The sequence below is a fragment of the Ruegeria sp. YTSA226 genome, assembly GCF_059609905.1.
The window spans coordinates 169979-186561 of record NZ_JBXWMQ010000004.1 but is presented as its reverse complement, the minus strand read 5'-3'; the positions used below and the strand labels follow the sequence as shown (position 1 = coordinate 186561).

At 57.3% G+C, this 16583-nt stretch carries 14 protein-coding genes; 3 read left to right on the top strand and 11 right to left on the bottom strand.

All coding sequences use genetic code 11. The features are described 5' to 3' along the window. Positions 1–86 precede the first annotated feature (86 nt). Positions 87–2213, bottom strand: a complete 2127-nt coding sequence (scpA, locus tag AC2FFF_RS07960; RefSeq protein WP_281972737.1) for a methylmalonyl-CoA mutase — start codon at positions 2211–2213, stop codon at positions 87–89. Between the two features lie 168 nt (positions 2214–2381). Between scpA and AC2FFF_RS07955 the strand changes: the two genes are divergently transcribed. Then, positions 2382–2828: a DUF4174 domain-containing protein gene (locus AC2FFF_RS07955; RefSeq protein WP_142636805.1), complete on the top strand. Its 447-nt coding sequence runs from the start codon at positions 2382–2384 to the stop codon at positions 2826–2828. A 76-nt stretch (positions 2829–2904) separates the two neighbouring features. Here AC2FFF_RS07955 and AC2FFF_RS07950 read toward each other — a convergent pair whose 3' ends face one another. From AC2FFF_RS07950 to AC2FFF_RS07930, 5 genes are all read right to left on the bottom strand, one after another. Next, complete coding sequence (locus AC2FFF_RS07950) at positions 2905–4950, bottom strand: acetyl-CoA carboxylase biotin carboxylase subunit (protein WP_281972736.1); 2046 nt, start codon at positions 4948–4950, stop codon at positions 2905–2907. Positions 4951–5064: 114 nt separating this feature from the next. Then, entirely contained in the window at positions 5065–5268 is a 204-nt protein-coding gene (locus tag AC2FFF_RS07945) for a hypothetical protein (RefSeq protein ID WP_142636801.1), read from the bottom strand. Positions 5269–5974: 706 nt separating this feature from the next. Continuing rightward, positions 5975–6328 (bottom strand): hypothetical protein, encoded by a 354-nt coding sequence (locus tag AC2FFF_RS07940; RefSeq protein ID WP_142636799.1) that lies wholly within the window; start codon positions 6326–6328, stop codon positions 5975–5977. A 73-nt stretch (positions 6329–6401) separates the two neighbouring features. After that, on the bottom strand, positions 6402–6734 hold the full coding sequence (locus AC2FFF_RS07935) for a DUF6497 family protein (protein ID WP_282021475.1): 333 nt from the start codon (positions 6732–6734) through the stop codon (positions 6402–6404). A gap of 251 nt (positions 6735–6985) precedes the next feature. Beyond that, positions 6986–8518 carry an acyl-CoA carboxylase subunit beta gene (locus AC2FFF_RS07930; protein ID WP_496677724.1) on the bottom strand — a complete coding sequence of 511 codons (1533 nt, stop codon included), beginning with the start codon at positions 8516–8518 and terminating at the stop codon, positions 6986–6988. A 183-nt stretch (positions 8519–8701) separates the two neighbouring features. Between AC2FFF_RS07930 and AC2FFF_RS07925 the strand changes: the two genes are divergently transcribed. Both AC2FFF_RS07925 and AC2FFF_RS07920 read left to right on the top strand, forming a co-directional pair. After that, on the top strand, positions 8702–9907 hold the full coding sequence (locus AC2FFF_RS07925) for a multidrug effflux MFS transporter (protein ID WP_281972733.1): 1206 nt from the start codon (positions 8702–8704) through the stop codon (positions 9905–9907). 65 nt (positions 9908–9972) lie between these two features. Next, positions 9973–11373, top strand: coding sequence for a helix-turn-helix domain-containing protein (locus tag AC2FFF_RS07920; RefSeq protein ID WP_142636792.1), 1401 nt, complete (start codon positions 9973–9975; stop codon positions 11371–11373). A 59-nt stretch (positions 11374–11432) separates the two neighbouring features. Here AC2FFF_RS07920 and AC2FFF_RS07915 read toward each other — a convergent pair whose 3' ends face one another. From AC2FFF_RS07915 to AC2FFF_RS07895, 5 genes are all read right to left on the bottom strand, one after another. Continuing rightward, positions 11433–11672, bottom strand: coding sequence for an HP1242/YdcH family protein (locus tag AC2FFF_RS07915; RefSeq protein ID WP_142636790.1), 240 nt, complete (start codon positions 11670–11672; stop codon positions 11433–11435). A gap of 78 nt (positions 11673–11750) precedes the next feature. Then, positions 11751–13409, bottom strand: coding sequence for a choline dehydrogenase (gene betA / locus AC2FFF_RS07910; protein ID WP_496882909.1), 1659 nt, complete (start codon positions 13407–13409; stop codon positions 11751–11753). Between the two features lie 86 nt (positions 13410–13495). Then, positions 13496–15004, bottom strand: a complete 1509-nt coding sequence (gene betC / locus AC2FFF_RS07905; protein ID WP_142636786.1) for a choline-sulfatase — start codon at positions 15002–15004, stop codon at positions 13496–13498. Then, complete coding sequence (gene betI, locus AC2FFF_RS07900; protein WP_271949443.1) at positions 15001–15573, bottom strand: choline-binding transcriptional repressor BetI; 573 nt, start codon at positions 15571–15573, stop codon at positions 15001–15003. The genes betC and betI overlap by 4 nt, the downstream gene beginning before the upstream one ends. A gap of 87 nt (positions 15574–15660) precedes the next feature. Beyond that, the gene (locus AC2FFF_RS07895; protein ID WP_281972731.1) at positions 15661–16569 is read right to left on the bottom strand and encodes a DMT family transporter; all 909 of its coding nucleotides are present in this window, start codon (positions 16567–16569) and stop codon (positions 15661–15663) included. Positions 16570–16583 lie beyond the last annotated feature (14 nt).

Genomic DNA, 16583 nt, shown 5'->3' with positions numbered 1-16583 from the left:
ACGGCCAGACCGCAAGGGTCTGGCCGTATGTTTTCCTCAAAGGCGCTGGATCACAAGATTTTTCGACGAAAAACCTCTGCGCCGGGTCAATCTTTGGCTTCGCCGATCAAACTCAGGATATCTTGTGCCGCCTCTGGGATGTTCGTACCCGGACCAAAGATCGCCTTAACCCCGTGATCATAGAGGAACTTATAATCCTGTTGTGGGATGACACCTCCGCAGATGACGATGATATCCTCAGCCCCGGCCTTTTTCAGTTCTTCGACCAGCTGCGGGGCCAGCGTCTTGTGCCCGGCTGCCTGAGACGAAATGCCGACGACATGGACGTCATTGTCCACCGCGTCTTGTGCTGCCTCGGCCGGCGTTTGGAACAGCGGGCCAACGTCCACGTCAAAGCCGATATCGGCAAAGGCTGTGGCGATCACCTTGGCTCCCCGGTCATGCCCGTCCTGCCCCATCTTGACGACCAGCAGGCGCGGGCGACGGCCTTCGGCCTCAGCAAAATCCTCAATGGACTTCTGGATGGCGGCAAAGCCTTCGTCGCCCTCATAGGCGGCCCCATAAACACCGGCCAGCGTTTTGACCTCGGCGCGGTGGCGACCAAATTCCTTTTCCATTGCCATGCTGATCTCTCCTACGGATGCGCGGGCACGGGCGGCTTCGACAGCAGCGGCCAGCAGGTTGCCGCCATCGCGGGCGGTGGTCGTCAGGGTGTCCAGCGCCTTTTGGCAGGCAGCCTCATCGCGCGTGGCACGGATGCGTTCCAGACGTGCCACCTGCGCCTCGCGGACAGCCACGTTGTCGACATCCAGAATGTCTATCGGGTCTTCCCGTTCCTTGCGGTACTTGTTGACGCCGACGATTACCTCGTCACCCCGGTCGATCATCGCCTGCCGTCGGGCGGCGCTTTCTTCTATCCGAAGCTTTGGCATGCCGGATGCAACGGCCTTGGTCATGCCGCCCATTTCCTCGACCTCTTCCATAAGAGCCCAGGCTTTTTCGACCAGCTCATTGGTCAGGCTTTCGATATAGTAAGACCCGGCCAGCGGATCGACCACATCGGTCACCCCGGTTTCCTCTTGCAGCACCAACTGAGTGTTCCGTGCAATGCGAGCAGAGAAATCGGTGGGCAGCGCAATCGCCTCGTCCAAGGCGTTAGTATGCAGCGATTGGGTGCCGCCCAGAACCGCGCTCATCGCCTCATAGGCGGTGCGGATCACGTTGTTATAGGGGTCTTGTTCTTGCAGCGACACGCCTGAGGTCTGGCAATGGGTCCGCAGCATCTTAGAGCGCTCGGATTTCGCGCCGAAATCGGTCATCACCCGATGCCAAAGGGTACGGGCCGCACGCAGCTTGGCAATTTCCATGAAGAAATTCATGCCAATGGCAAAAAAGAACGACAAGCGACCAGCGAATTTGTCGACATCCATTCCGGCCTGCGTCGCTGCACGAACGTATTCGCGCCCGTCAGCAAGCGTATAGGCCAGCTCCTGCACCAGGTTCGCGCCGGCCTCTTGCATGTGATAGCCCGAGATTGAGATCGAGTTGAATTTGGGCATATCATTCGACGTATATTCGATGATGTCCGAGATGATCTTCATCGAAGGCTCAGGCGGGTAGATATAGGTGTTACGCACCATGAATTCTTTCAGAATGTCATTCTGAATAGTGCCGGACAGGACGGATTTGTCGTGGCCCTGTTCCTCACCCGCTACAATGAAACTTGCCAGGATAGGAACCACGGCACCGTTCATGGTCATCGAGACCGAGACCTTGTCCAACGGGATGCCGTCGAACAGAATCTTCATGTCCTCTACGCTGTCGATGGCCACACCGGCCTTGCCCACATCGCCGACAACGCGTGGGTGGTCGCTGTCATATCCGCGGTGCGTGGCCAGATCGAAAGCCACCGAGACCCCCTGCTGACCCGCCGCCAGATTGCGACGGTAGAAGGCATTCGATTCTTCGGCGGTGGAAAACCCCGCATATTGGCGGATCGTCCAGGGACGACCGGCATACATTGTCGCCTTTACCCCGCGCGTGAACGGCCCAAACCCGGGCATGGAGCCCATATGCGGCAGATCAGCCGTATCTTCCTGCGTATAGAGTGGCTTGACGGCGATGCCTTCGAGCGTCTCTCTAGTCAGGTCGTCCAACGGGCGACCGCGCAGCTCTTTCTCGGCCAGCGCCTGCCAGTCTTTCCTATTGGTCATTGCGATATCCTTTTCTCAATTCGGGTCGCGCAAGGGCGTGGCCTGCGCGTTATCATCCGTGGTTGCGCCCATTCGAATTGGGTGGGACGCAATATTTTATGGGCTGCGTGCATTTCGCTGGTCGCATTCGTGCGCACAGGGACTATATTCAATCCAACAGGAGGCCCAATGATACGAACGCTAGCCTTTGTTTTTTCGGCGCTATTTCCACTGGCGGCGCTTGCAGCTGACGGGGTAGCCCCGGCTGACGATGAATTTGTCCGCCCTGTGGGGGATAGCGAGCTCAGCGAATATCTGTGGATCAAGCGGCCCATTGTTGTCTTCGCCGATACACCTGCTGACCCGCGATTCCAGCAGCAGGTCGACATGCTTTTGGAAGGGGAGGACGTCATGCGCGACCGCGATGTGGTCGTTCTGATCGACACTGACCCTGACGCCCGCTCGCCCATCCGGTCAAAACTGCGCCCGCGCGGGTTCCAGATGGTGTTTGTCGACAAGGACGGCGTGGTCAAACTGCGCAAACCTTCCCCTTGGAGCGTGCGTGAAATCGGTCGCTCCATCGACAAGACCCCCCTGCGCCAACGCGAAATCCGTGAACGGCGCGAGGGCGGCTGAACGCGTTTCCCATACCCGACGGCCCCGGCGGCGACCGCCGGTTCCCTTGCAGGATATGTCAAACGCACGGTCATGATCATTCAAACTCGATGATCACATCATCCACGGCGAGGCTGTCGCCGGGGCCTGCGTTGATCTTGGCAACGGTGCCTTTTTTCTCGGCGCGCAGGATGTTTTCCATCTTCATCGCCTCGATGGTGCACAGCGCCTGACCTTCCTGCACTTCTTGGCCCACTTCGACATCGACCTTTACGATCAGGCCAGGCATCGGGCAGAGCAGCAGTTTCGACGTATCCGGCGGCAGTTTCTCGGGCATCAGCTTGGCCAGTTCCGCCTGACGCGGACGGCGCACATGCACCTTCATATCCGCGCCCCGGTTGCGGATCCGGAACCCGCCCGAGATTTTGTCGGCCTTCAGAACCAGCGGGCTACCGTCTACGTCCAGCACCGCCAGCTGGTCGCCCGGCGTCCACTCCGAGGCCACGCGCAATGTCGCGCCGTCTTCGAATTTGACCGTCGCGCCCTCTTTATCGGCATTCACCTGAACTGCGTATTCCTGGCCCTGCAGGGTCACGACCCAGCGTTTGCCGACCTTGCGTTCATGGTTGTCCATCCGGCCCGATACACGGGTGCGGCGAATCTCGGCCACCCGGTGCATGGCGGCGCAAGAGGCTGCGATCTGGCGCAGGTCAGCCTCGGGCAGCTCTACGCCCTGGAACCCATCGGGGTACTGTTCTTCGATGAACGCGGTAGTCATCTCGCCCTTGATGAAGATCGGGTGATCCATCACTGCCGACAGGAACGGCAGATTGTGCCCGATGCCTTCGACCTCGAAACTGTCCAGCGCCACCCGCATCGCCTCGATCGCTTGATCACGGGTCGGGGCCCAGGTGCACAATTTGGCGATCATCGGATCGTAATACATACTGATCTCGCCGCCTTCATAGACGCCGGTATCATTGCGAACGGCGGCCTCTCCGCTGGGGGCCTCACCCTGCCATTTGTCATTAACCAACAGCGGACCAGCGGCAGTTTCCTGAGGCGGGCGGTAGCGCGTCAAACGACCAATGGACGGCAAGAAGCCACGATAAGGATCTTCGGCATACAAACGGTTTTCAATCGCCCAGCCGGTCAGTGTGACATCGTCCTGCGAGATCGACAGCTTCTCACCGGCCGCGACGCGGATCATCTGTTCGACCAGATCGACACCGGTGATCAGTTCGGTCACCGGGTGTTCCACCTGCAGGCGTGTGTTCATTTCCAGAAAATAGAAGTTCTTGTCACCATCAACAATAAACTCGACCGTGCCAGCGCTCGCATAATCCACAGCCTTGGCCAAGGCCACCGCCTGTTCGCCCATCGCCTTGCGTGTCGCCTCGTCCAGGAAAGGCGATGGCGCCTCTTCCACAACCTTCTGGTTTCGGCGCTGAATCGAGCATTCGCGTTCGCCCAGATAGATGCCATTACCATGGCTGTCGCACAGAACCTGAATCTCGATGTGACGGGGTTGGGTCACGAATTTCTCGATGAAAATCCGGTCATCTCCAAAGGAATTCGCGGCCTCGTTCTTGGAGGACTGGAACCCTTCGCGCGCCTCGTCGTCGGTCCATGCGATCCGCATACCCTTGCCACCGCCGCCAGCACTGGCCTTGATCATGACCGGATATCCGATCTCATTCGAAATCTTGACGGCCTCGTCGGCGTCTTCGATCAGGCCCATATAGCCCGGAACCGTAGAGACGCCGGCCTCTTGCGCGATCTTTTTAGAGGTGATCTTGTCACCCATGCTTTCAATCGCACCGACCGGAGGGCCGATAAAGGCCACGCCTTCGGCATCCAGAGCTTGGGCGAATCTCGAGTTTTCCGACAGAAAACCATACCCCGGGTGAACCGCCTGCGCGCCGCTCTGACGGATTGCCTCCATCACCCGGTCGATGACGATATAGGACTGGTTTGCAGGCGGTGGGCCAATATGCACCGCCTCATCCGCCATCGATACATGCAGGGCGTTCTTGTCCGCGTCAGAATAGATGGCGACCGTGCCGATGCCCATCTTGCGGGCGGTTTTGATAACCCGGCAGGCGATCTCGCCCCGGTTGGCGATCAGGATCTTGTTGAACATGGAACGTCCTCTGTCTTGAAGTTCTGGAAACGCAAAACGCCGCCGCGGGGCAATGGCCCCACGACGGCGTGTCGCGCGATGACGGTCGGGGCGACGGGGGCCCCGAAGATTTCGTTATCTACAGTTGTTCTGGGTCTTGCAGTAAAGCACGTTGCCTGCCGCGCCGACCACGGCACCCAACAGCGGGTCGGCACTGACGACTGCCGCGCCAACGGCGCCGGCTCCGCCGCCAAGCAACGCCTGCTCGCCGGTCGAGTCTCCGCACGCCGCGAGCCCTGCACAGGTCGCCATTGCAAGAATGACTTTCGAGATTCGCATGATGTCTGCCCTTTTTGGTTTTTTAACAATTTCAGAGCCAGATGCGGGAAATCGCCACTGTTATTCAATAACGAGCGTACCGAAATGCCCATTTGCGCAGTTTTATGCCATCCAATGACTGAAATTTGCACAAAGAAAAACGCGGGCAGGACATTGTGAAAACCACAAGCCTGCCCGCGGAAGGAAGGGGTACGGAATAGTAGGTGCGCGTGCGACGCAGGCAAAGTAGAGCCGCACGACCCGCTCACCATGCACGGCCCGGTTGCACCTGCAAACCGGGATTGGCCAGTGGTGAAATTTCCGGCCAGAATCTGCCCATTCAGCGAAATATCGCGCAGAAACGCGCCGATTCCGCTCGCGTGAACTTTGGTTGAGCAGGGTGAAATTCGCGCCCCGACAGTTACGCAAACCTTTGTTTTATCAACACTACCTGAGATCACATGACCTGAAGAATTTGATCCTAAGTCGCCGCGGCCAACCCCCGCCGACTGGCCTTTTTCCTGCCCAAGCCTTGATGGTTCTCCCGCCACCAAGCCACGGGTGATACACGCCATAGAATCAGTAGTTTGCGCCCTTTCCCTCAGGTATTTTGCGCGATTGCCACGCGCCCGATCTGCACAGCGCACATATCCTTCTTGGCCCAACCGGGGCAAAGAAACCCTGTTGGAATTTTCAAGGCGTTTATGTGCGACGACGTCGATCACCTTCAGCTATCCCCGCCGAAAATGTCAGGAAACGAGGCTCTGGCCACGCTCGGATCAATGACCAGCAATGCATCATAGCTGGCGGGGTCAAACGGATCCTCCGCCGGAATGACCTCACGCCCGAAAAACCAGCTCAGGCGACCGGCATCCAGATTGCCACGTTCGAATGGCTGGTCGCCAAAATGCTCCCACAAGGCCTCGATAAACGCTGCATCCGCGCGACGATCAGCAGGTTTACGATCCCGGAACCGTTCACGCGTTGTCAGTGGGGTAACACCCTTTGGGTTGGCCCGTCTGATAGTGAATTGATAATCCGTCCCGGTCAGACGGCCGGGAAATCCGCGATGTTTCAACATTTCAGCGCCTCTTCGCTAAGGTCCTTTGAGGCGAAGGGGAATGCACAGAAATTGTGGTAATTGACAACCATTCTCAAATCCCTCCGTCCCAGACACATTGGGAATCCTGCAGAAGATACGCTTCGAAGAACTGCGTGGCATCCGGCGCGGTATGGCCAAAATCTATCGGCTTGTTCGACAGGGAAATCACCACTCGCGCCGGTTCCAGCTTGTGGTGCTCGACATAGGCCACGGCCAGCGTCTGACACAGGTGCTCCATGTCGATCGTGGCGACATCATATCCAATGCGTCCCACATCCGAGCCGATCTTTGGCGCGATGAAGCGAAAGCGCAGCCATAACTCGCCCGGATTGTTGTCCAGCAGGACGTCGTTCAGATGTACAGGCTGCCCAGAGGGCACCGGCACCAATGCTTCAGCGAAGGTAGGCGAACCAAGACAGAGAATTGCCAGACATAAGGCGCGATCCCAGACCCACCAAAGGCGAGCTCCTCTCTCCGGGATCGCGCGCGCATGCCTACTGGCCCGCGCTTTTCTATGTCCAATAAGGCATTTCATTTAGCAGCTTTGCTCTCAAAGTCAAATTCGCCGTTTGGGGGTCTTTCCACCAACGTACCGAGAGGCAGGCACACCAGAGCGCCTGCCCCGCGACCGTCAGCTTACAGCGGAATGTTATCGTGCTTTTTCCAGGGGTTTTTCAGTTGCTTGTTACGCAAGCTGGCAAAAGCTCGCGATACGCGGCGGCGGGTCGAATGCGGCATGATCACCTCATCAATGAATCCACGTTCCGCAGCCACAAACGGGTTGGCAAACCGGTCCTCATAGTCCTGAGCGTGCTGTGCGATTTTGTCGGCATCGCCCAGATCCGCACGGTGGATGATTTCGGTCGCGCCCTTGGCCCCCATCACCGCGATCTCGGCGGTTGGCCAAGCATAGTTGAAATCGCCACGCAGATGTTTGGATGCCATCACGTCATAGGCACCGCCATAGGCCTTTCGGGTGATCACTGTGACCTTCGGAACGGTCGCCTCGCCATAGGCAAACAGCAGTTTTGCGCCATGTTTGATCACACCGCCATATTCCTGCGAGGTTCCCGGCAAAAAGCCCGGCACGTCGACCAGTGTCAAAATCGGAATTTCAAAGCAATCACAGAACCGGACGAAGCGCGCGGCTTTTCGGCTGCTGTCGATATCCAGACAGCCGGCCAGCACCATCGGCTGGTTGGCTACAACACCTACGGTCTGACCTTCCAGACGGATAAAGCCCGTGATGATGTTCTTGGCGTAATCTTCTTGAATTTCGTAAAAATCACCCTCGTCCGCCACTTTGGCAATGAGTTCTTTCATGTCATAAGGCGTGTTCGGGTTGTCCGGAATCAACGTATCCAGCGAAGCCTCAATCCGGCCCGGCTCGTCAAAGAAGGGACGAACGGGCGGTTTTTCCTTGTTGTTCAACGGTAGGAAATCGACAAGACGGCGCACTTCGGCCAGTGCTTCGACATCATTTTCGAATGCACCGTCGGCAACCGAAGATTTCTTGGTGTGGGTCGATGCACCGCCCAGCTCTTCGGCGGTTACAACCTCATTGGTGACTGTCTTGACGACATCGGGGCCCGTCACAAACATGTACGAGGTGTCTTTGACCATAAAGATAAAGTCGGTCATCGCCGGACTGTAGACGGCGCCACCGGCGCAGGGGCCCATGATCACACTGATCTGCGGAACCACGCCCGAGGCCATGATGTTACGCTGGAACACCTCGGCATAACCCGCAAGCGAGGCCACACCTTCCTGGATTCGCGCACCACCCGAATCGTTGATGCCGATCACCGGAGCACCATTCTGGATTGCCATGTCCATGATCTTGCAGATTTTCTGCGCGTGGGTTTCCGACAGAGACCCGCCGAAAACGGTGAAATCCTGGCTAAAGACATAGACCATACGACCGTTGATTGTGCCCCATCCGGTGACGACACCATCGCCTGCAGGCTTTTGATTTTCCATCCCGAAATCCGTGCAGCGATGGCTGACAAACATGTCGAATTCTTCGAAACTGCCTTCATCCACTAACAGCTCTATGCGTTCGCGTGCGGTCAGCTTTCCCCGCGCATGCTGCGCATCAATACGTTTTTGCCCACCCCCCAGCCGTGCATCGTTGCGGCGGCCTTCAAGCTCGGAAAGGATGTCTTTCATAACGATGATCCCCTTTGAAATTTGGCGCGACACTATACCTAGTTTCGTTCAGACCAAAGCCTCATTCGGCAAATTTGCAAATCTTTGAAAATACAGTTCCGGGTAATTGTAAACATGCAAAGTTTCGCACTGAGACACGGTCACGGATGGCAATCCCAAAAACCGTCACTATACATGTGAACCATGCAGTTTACTTTTTCGCCAGCGCGTCGTTCGCCCCCCACCATTGCCACACTTGTGATGCTATCCGGGCTGTCAGCACTGAGCTTGAATCTTTTCCTTCCCAGCCTGCCCAATATGGCCGCGTATTTTGACGCAGACTACAAAGTCATGCAGTTGTCGATCGCTCTGTATCTGATGATCAGCGCAGTAATCCAAATTCTGATCGGCCCCATCGCAGATAAGGTGGGCCGCAGGCCGGTTATTCTCTGGGGATTGGTTCTGTTTCTGATTGCGACACTGGGTTGCATCTACTCCCCGAACGCCGAAGTATTTCTGGCCTTCAGGATGTTTCAAGCGGTCGTAGCTGTTGGAATGGTCCTTAGCCGCGCAGCGGTGCGAGACCTTTACGAAGCAGATCAAGCCGCTTCAATGATCGGCTATGTCACCATGGGAATGGCCATTGTTCCAATGATCGGCCCTGCCATCGGCGGCTTTCTGGAAGAGAGCTTTGGCTGGAAGGCAAATTTCTGGCTTCCTTTCGGGTTGGGCCTACTGGCGCTAATGCTGACCTATTCCGACTTCGGAGAAACATCCCGCAAAAGCGGGCTGACCTTGCTGCAGCAGTTTCGTGAATACCCGGAATTGCTCAGATCCCCTCGGTTCTGGGGCTATTCCATGGCCTCAGCCCTGTCGTCGGGCGCTTTTTTCGCCTATCTGGGCGGCGCGCCTTTCGTCGGGACTGAACTGTTCGGCCTAACAGCGTCAGAACTGGGCATTTACTTCGGCGCCCCTGCGGTGGGTTATTTCTTCGGCAACTTCTTCAGCGGCAGGTTCTCTGTCCGCTTTGGCGTGAACCGGATGGTTCTTTGGGGGTGCTGGATGAACGCAACCGGCGTTGCACTGTCGACTATCGTGTTCCTTACGGGCTTCGGCTCGGTTCTCAGCTTCTTTGGGTTCATGACCATTGTTGGTGTGGGCAATGGTATGACCATTCCAAACGCAACTTCAGGCGCACTGTCCGTCCGCCCGCACCTGGCCGCGACAGCATCTGGGCTGAGCGGGGCCATCATGCTGGGCGGCGGAGCTGGCCTGAGCGCGCTCACGGGCGCAATACTAACCCATGAAACAGGCGCGATGCCGCTGCTGTGGCTGATGTTGGCCTCTGCAACATTTGCCATCGTTGCTATTGCCATCGTGATCCGGCGCGAACGGTATTTGGGCCTGTAACACGCCTTGCGCAGGACGGTTTGCAAAGCTAGCGTTCAAGATTAGAAAAGTTGCAAAGGTACGCCATGGCGACCCAAAAGCTCTATGCTGGTGCAAAACTGCGTGAAATGCGCACGCGCCTGACGCTGACACAAAAGGAATTCGCAGCCAAACTGGGGGTTTCGCTTCCCTATCTGAACCAGATGGAGAATAACAACCGCCCGATCTCGACCACGGTTGTTCTGGCTCTGGCGCAGGAATTCGGCATGGACGTGACCGAACTTAGCACTGGCGACAGCGAACGTCTGGTCTCAGACCTGCGCGAGGCGCTGGCGGACCCCGTGTTTGATGACGCCATGCCACCGCTCGCTGATCTGCGCCTAACAGCTTCAAACGCCCCCGCAATGGCCCGAGCGTTTATCGCCCTGCACCGCACGTATCGCCAGACGCATGAAAGGCTGGCCTCGCTGGACGAGGCCCTGGGACGTGAAGACGCACAGATTCAGGCCAGCCCCTGGGAAGAAGTGCGAGACTTTTTCCATTATTGCGACAACTACATTGACGCGGTTGACCGGGCTGCGGAACGATTTTCTGGCCGCGCCCAGGACAAAGGCGGAATTCGCGCCGCCGCAATCGAAAGCTTGGGTGAAAATGGTATTCGCGTTCAGTTCCCGGATATCGAAGAAACCCGGAAATACGATGCGGATAGCAAAACATTGCTGCTGTCATCACGGATTGCACCGCAAACACAAGTGTTTCAGCTGCTCTTGCAGGTATCCCTAATCAATCAGGACAAGCTGCTTGAAGCGACACTGGATTTCGCCAAATTTCACAGTGATGAGGCGCGCGCGATTGCGAAGATCGGCTTGGCGAATTATTTCGCTGGCGCCTCTCTGATGCCCTATGGCGAATTTCTCAGTGCAGCCCAGCTTTACCGCCATGATTTGGAATTGCTCAGCAATCGTTTTGGAGCATCCATCGAACAGGTGGCCCACAGGCTTTCGACGCTGCAGCGCCCCGGTGCAAAGGGGATACCATTCTTCTTTGTTCGGGTGGATCAGGCTGGAACGATCACAAAACGCCACTCCGCCACGCGCCTGCAATTTGCACGCTTTGGCGGTGCCTGCCCGTTGTGGAATGTGCACCGCGCCTTTGAAACTCCGGGTCACTTCCTGCGGCAGCTTGCCGAAACCCCGGACGGGGTCCGCTATATCTCGCTGGCGCGGGATGTTTCGAAATCGGGCGGTTCGTACGGAGCGCCTGTCCGGCGCTATGCGATTGCGCTTGGATGCGAGGTCCGCCACGCCGAAGCGTTGGTTTATGCCGACAATCTGGATATCTCAAACGCCAGTGCCTACGAGCCCATAGGTATCTCGTGCCGGATCTGCGAACGCCAGAACTGCCACCAACGGTCAGTTCCTCCGCTGGAACGTCGCCTGTCCATCGACACTCATACCCGCGGAACCTTACCCTATGAAGTCACCTGAGCTTTACCCGGCCTAAAACCACGGCCAGCCGAAACGGGGGCAATGCCCCCGCCCAACCCTTAAGCGTTCGACAAAATCGCCCAGATCTCATCCTTCAGTGCTGCGCGTTTCTTGCGCAGCTCGCCTTCGGCGAGATCCTCCATCGGCTCGACGTTGGTTTCCGCGCGGTGCACGATACGATTGACCTCATGATACTCTTCGGCCAGCCGAGAAAAATGCGCATCGGACTGTTTAAGCTGACTGATCAATTCGACTTTGTCGGGAAACTCTTCGGCCAATTCGTGCGGGGTGTGGGACATTCCTGTTCGCTCCTTAGAAAATGCGTTGCGATTCAGGTCTATATTGGTCCCACTCCCCCCGCTTTGACGCGGATCAAATCAGCGCTGCGCCGAGGCCCATTGCGGATGAATCCAAGGCTGATCATTGGCTTTGGGCAACGGATCTTTGCCCAGCAGATGATCCGAGACTTTCTCGCCCACCATGATCGACGGCGCATTAAGGTTTCCGTTGGTGATTTGCGGAAAGATCGAACTGTCCGCCACACGCAGCCGATCCACGCCGATCACCCGGCCTTCGGAGTCGACAACCGCGTTCTGGTCATCCACCCGTCCCATCCTGCAGGTGCCGCAGGGATGATAGGCACTTTCGGCATGCTCAGCGATAAAGGCGTTCAACTCTTCATCTGTTTGTACCGCAGCACCGGGCTGAATCTCTTTCCCGGCAAAGGGTCTGAACGCATCTTGCCCGAAAATCTCTCGCGTCAGGCGGATACAGGTGCGGAACTCCTCCCAGTCTTTTTCCTGGCTCATGTAATTGAACCGGATAACAGGTGCGTCCTCGGGTCGAGCCGAGCGCAATGTCACAGCACCCCGTGATTCCGATCGCATCGGACCCACATGTGCTTGGAACCCGTGCCCCTCGGCCGCAGCCTGCCCGTCATAGCGCACCGCCATCGGCAGGAAGTGGTACTGGATGTCGGGGTATTCGACACCCGGCCTTGATCGGATGAAGGCCGCGCTTTCGAACTGGTTCGAGGCACCAAGGCCGGTCTTGGTGAACAGCCATTGCGCCCCGATCAGGCCTTTGCTGACCAGGTTCCAGTGTTTGTAGAGCGTGATCGGCTGAAGCGAGGCTTGCTGGATATACAGCTCCAAATGGTCCTGTAGATTTGCGCCAACCCCCGGACGGTCTGCAACAACTCCGATCCCCTGCTCAGCCAAATGCGCAGCCGGGCCGATTCCAGACAGCATCAAAAGTTTCGGCGAATTGATGGACGAGGCTGCGATGACCACTTCGCGGCGCGCGCGGATCACCTCTGTCTTGCCGCCACGGATCAGTTCAACACCAACAGCACTTCCGTTTTCCAGAACAATCCGGGTCGCAAGACCGCGCACGATATCACAGTTCTCGCGCTTGAGCGCAGGCCGCAGATAGGCATTTGCCGCCGACCAGCGCCGCCCTTTCCAGACGGTCTGCTCCATCGGGCCGAAGCCTTCTTGCTTTTCACCGTTATAGTCGCCCGTGACTTCATACCCGGCTTGCTGGCCCGCATCGACAAAGGCCTGGAACAGCGGGTTCGCACGCGGGCCCCGCGACACATGCAGCGGCCCGTCAGTGCCCCGCCACGCGGAATCACCACCATGACCGCCGTCATGCCAGGTCTCCATCCGTTTGTAATACGGCAGCACATCCGCATAAGACCAGCCATCCGCGCCCATCTCGGCCCAGGTATCGAAGTCCCGGGCGTGGCCGCGCACATAAACCATTCCGTTGATCGAAGATGACCCACCAATCACCTTCCCTCGCGGGCAGGCCAGACGACGGTTATTCAGATGCGGCTCAGGCTCGGATTGATAGCCCCAGTCATAGCGCGACATGTTCATCGGATAGCTTAGCGCGGCGGGCATCTGGATGAACGGGCCCATGTCGGTACCGCCATGCTCGATCACCAGAACCGAGGCACCGGCCTCACTCAAACGATATGCCATCGCGCAGCCTGCGGAACCTGCGCCGACGATGACGAAATCTGCTTCCATTTTCGGGTCTCCATTCTCAACCGGAGCCAAGATTTTTCATCGAAAAATCTCTGCCTGACCGGAGAGGGTCTTGTTAATTCGGGTTGTTACTCTCCGCGTGGAAAGCGTTGGCTTTCCTCGACGATATTCAGATCCATGTGGTTACGCATGTACCGCTCAGATGCTTTCTGCAGGGGCTGGTAGTCCCAAGGATAATACCCGCCCTGGCGCAACGCCTCGTACACGACCCAGCGACGCGCCTGGCTGGCGCGAACTTCGGCGTCGAACCGATCCAGATCCCAGCGAGCATCGGACTTGGCACGCAAGGTCTGCAACGTTCCTGCATGCTCTGGCCGGTCTGCGAGGTTCTCCAACTCGGAAGGGTCCGCCTCGAGGTCGAACAGTTGATCAGGGTCTAGCGCACATCGGTTGTATTTCCATTTGCCATAGCGCAAGGACACCAGTGGCGCATAAGAGGCCTCGGCCGCATATTCCATCGCGACCGGCGCGCTGCGCTCGTGCCCCATGGCCAGCGGCACTAGGTTTTCGCCATCTGTCCACGGCGCGATCTCTGCCATATCGACACCGGCAAGAGCACCCAAGGTCGGCGTCACATCTATGGTCGAAACCGGAGCGTCGATCCGGCCCGCTGGCAGATCGGGCGCACAGATCATCAGCGGGACGCGGGATGACCCTTCATAGAAGGTCATCTTGAACCACAATCCGCGTTCACCAAGCATATCGCCATGATCCGAAACGAACAGGATGATCGCCTCTTGCCGCGTGGTCTCTAACACCTCGAGGATTTCTCCGACCTTGTCGTCCAGATAAGAGATATTGGCGAAATAGGCGCGGCGTGATTTGCGGGTATCTTCTTGAGTGATGTCAAAGCTGCGCCAGTCATTGGCGTCAAAAATCCGTTTCGAATGCGGGTCCTGATTATCATAACCAAGGTCGGCAATCTCGGGCAGAAGGTGCTCGCAATCTTCGTACAGGTCCCAGTATTTGCGACGTGCAACATAGGGATCATGCGGGTGGGTAAAGCTTACAGTCAGGCACCATGGACGGTCGTCCTTGCCACGGGCCAGATCGTATAGCTTGGACTTGGCGTTATAGGCCACCTCGTCATCATATTCCATTTGGTTGGAAATCTCGGCTACACCTGCGCCCGTGACCGAACCCATATTGTGATACCACCAGTCAATCCGCTCGCCTGGTTTACGGTAGTCCGGGGTCCAGCCGAAATCGGCGGGGTAGATGTCGGTGGTTAGGCGATCTTCAAACCCGTGCAACTGATCAGGCCCGACGAAATGCATCTTGCCCGACAGACAGGTATAGTACCCTGCACGGCGCAGATGGTGGGCATAGGTCGGAATATCACTGCCAAACTCGGCGGCATTGTCATAGACACCAGTGCGCGACGGCAACTGACCGGACATAAAACTGGCCCGACCCGGCGCACACAAGGGCGACGCCGTATAGGCATTCGCAAATCGCGTGGATCGTTCGGCCAGCTTTTTCAGGTTTGGCGCATGCAGCCAGTCGACAGGACCGTCAGGAAAAAGGGTCCCGTTCAACTGATCCACCATCAGGATCAGAATATTAGGTTTTGTCATTTCTCGGCCTCGAGCAAGGTGCTGAGCACGCGCATCGCGTGGTTTACAGCCAGTTGCGGTTCTTCCGGGGCGCTCAGCGCGGCGTGGATATAAAGTCCGTCGATCAAGGCGATCATGTTGCCGGCCGCCTCAACCGGATCGGCCAAATGCGGGCGCAGCGCATAAACCAGGTTCGACCGGATACGGGCCTGATAAATCTGCCACAATCGCAGGGCGTCGTCATTGGTCTGCGCAAGAACGTAGAATGTCATCCACGCTGCCGTCACATCCGGCGTGAAACAGGATGGGGCAAAGCATGCCCGGATGATCGCCTGCGCGCGTCCACTTGGCGTGGCTGCTTTCAGTTCTGACCGGACCTCTGCCCCGAAATCCGACAGGATGCGGCGCATCGCTGCCAGAAAAATCTGATCTTTACCGCCGAAATAGTGATGTGCCAGCGCGCTGGACATGCCAGCCCGCTTAGCGATCTGGCTGACGGTTACATCGAGGGATTTTTTCGACCCGAGCTCAGCAATCGTTGCCTTAACGATCGCATCACGGCGGATTGGCTCCATTCCGAGTTTCGGCATCCGTACCCCTCAACTGCTTTTGATAGAAAAACGCTAGGAGATTTTTATTGACTCGTCAATTAATAACGTTTTTTCGGCAGAAACCGGCTAAAGTTTAGGTGCAATACTGGGGGTCGTCAGGCTGCTGCGGTTCAACACGGCCTCGCGCCAGGCAATAAAACTGACTGCCAACAGAATCAGCGTGCCCCCCGCGACCACCCACAAATCTACGCTTTCGTGGAAAACCAACGCCCCAACCAGCGTGGCCCAGATCAGCTGTAAGAATGTGACGGGCTGCGTCACTGCAACGGGGGCGGCCTGCAGGGCCAAGGTCATCAGATAGTGTCCAAGTGTGGCAAAACAGGCAACCAGAAACAGCACACCCAAATCATGGAGACTTGGAGGGGACCACACGGCAATGGCGAAAGGTATCAGCGCCGTCGTCACCCATATGGACATATGTGCAACCACGACCGAGGGCGGCAGATCTCGCACCAGCATCTTGGCCAGCAGGTAGGACGCACCAAGCGTCAACGAAGTCCCCAACATGGTCACGTGACCAACCGAGATATCCCGAAACCCAGGTCGGAGAATAATTGCTACACCGATCAATGCGACACCAATGGCGGCAATCCGGCGGAAGGCTAGTTTCTCGCCTAGAAACAGCACAGCACCCAATGTGACATAGACCGGCGTCATGTAGTTCATGGCCGTGACTTCGGCCAACGGAATTCGGGTCATGGAAAAGAACCACAGCATCACGGCAATGGCGTGAACCACCCCGCGGATGCCGAACAGTGTCAGATGCCTACGTGTCAGAGGTGTCGTAACGATCAGCCGTAACGCTGGCAGTAGGAACACCAACCCAAAGACAAAGCGCAGAAATGCGGCCTGTATCGGGTCCATGGAGGTGCCCAGAGATTTGACGAGCGCAGTCATGACAACAAAGGACAGACCGGCGGAAAACATCCAGAACATTCCCGCCAATGGCCGATAGGTGTTAGGTTGAGTTGTCATGTTAACGGTTCAAC

Excerpts from the sequence above, each read along its gene's own strand:
- scpA (WP_281972737.1), bottom strand. The coding sequence starts at position 2,213 with ATGACCAATAGGAAAGACTGGCAGGCGCTGGCCGAGAAAGAGCTGCGC.
- AC2FFF_RS07955 (WP_142636805.1), top strand. The coding sequence starts at position 2,382 with ATGATACGAACGCTAGCCTTTGTTTTTTCGGCGCTATTTCCACTGGCG.
- AC2FFF_RS07950 (WP_281972736.1), bottom strand. The coding sequence starts at position 4,950 with ATGTTCAACAAGATCCTGATCGCCAACCGGGGCGAGATCGCCTGCCGG.
- AC2FFF_RS07945 (WP_142636801.1), bottom strand. The coding sequence starts at position 5,268 with ATGCGAATCTCGAAAGTCATTCTTGCAATGGCGACCTGTGCAGGGCTC.
- AC2FFF_RS07940 (WP_142636799.1), bottom strand. The coding sequence starts at position 6,328 with ATGTTGAAACATCGCGGATTTCCCGGCCGTCTGACCGGGACGGATTAT.
- AC2FFF_RS07930 (WP_496677724.1), bottom strand. The coding sequence starts at position 8,518 with ATGAAAGACATCCTTTCCGAGCTTGAAGGCCGCCGCAACGATGCACGG.
- AC2FFF_RS07925 (WP_281972733.1), top strand. The coding sequence starts at position 8,702 with ATGCAGTTTACTTTTTCGCCAGCGCGTCGTTCGCCCCCCACCATTGCC.
- AC2FFF_RS07920 (WP_142636792.1), top strand. The coding sequence starts at position 9,973 with ATGGCGACCCAAAAGCTCTATGCTGGTGCAAAACTGCGTGAAATGCGC.
- AC2FFF_RS07915 (WP_142636790.1), bottom strand. The coding sequence starts at position 11,672 with ATGTCCCACACCCCGCACGAATTGGCCGAAGAGTTTCCCGACAAAGTC.
- betA (WP_496882909.1), bottom strand. The coding sequence starts at position 13,409 with ATGGAAGCAGATTTCGTCATCGTCGGCGCAGGTTCCGCAGGCTGCGCG.
- betC (WP_142636786.1), bottom strand. The coding sequence starts at position 15,004 with ATGACAAAACCTAATATTCTGATCCTGATGGTGGATCAGTTGAACGGG.
- betI (WP_271949443.1), bottom strand. The coding sequence starts at position 15,573 with ATGCCGAAACTCGGAATGGAGCCAATCCGCCGTGATGCGATCGTTAAG.
- AC2FFF_RS07895 (WP_281972731.1), bottom strand. The coding sequence starts at position 16,569 with ATGACAACTCAACCTAACACCTATCGGCCATTGGCGGGAATGTTCTGG.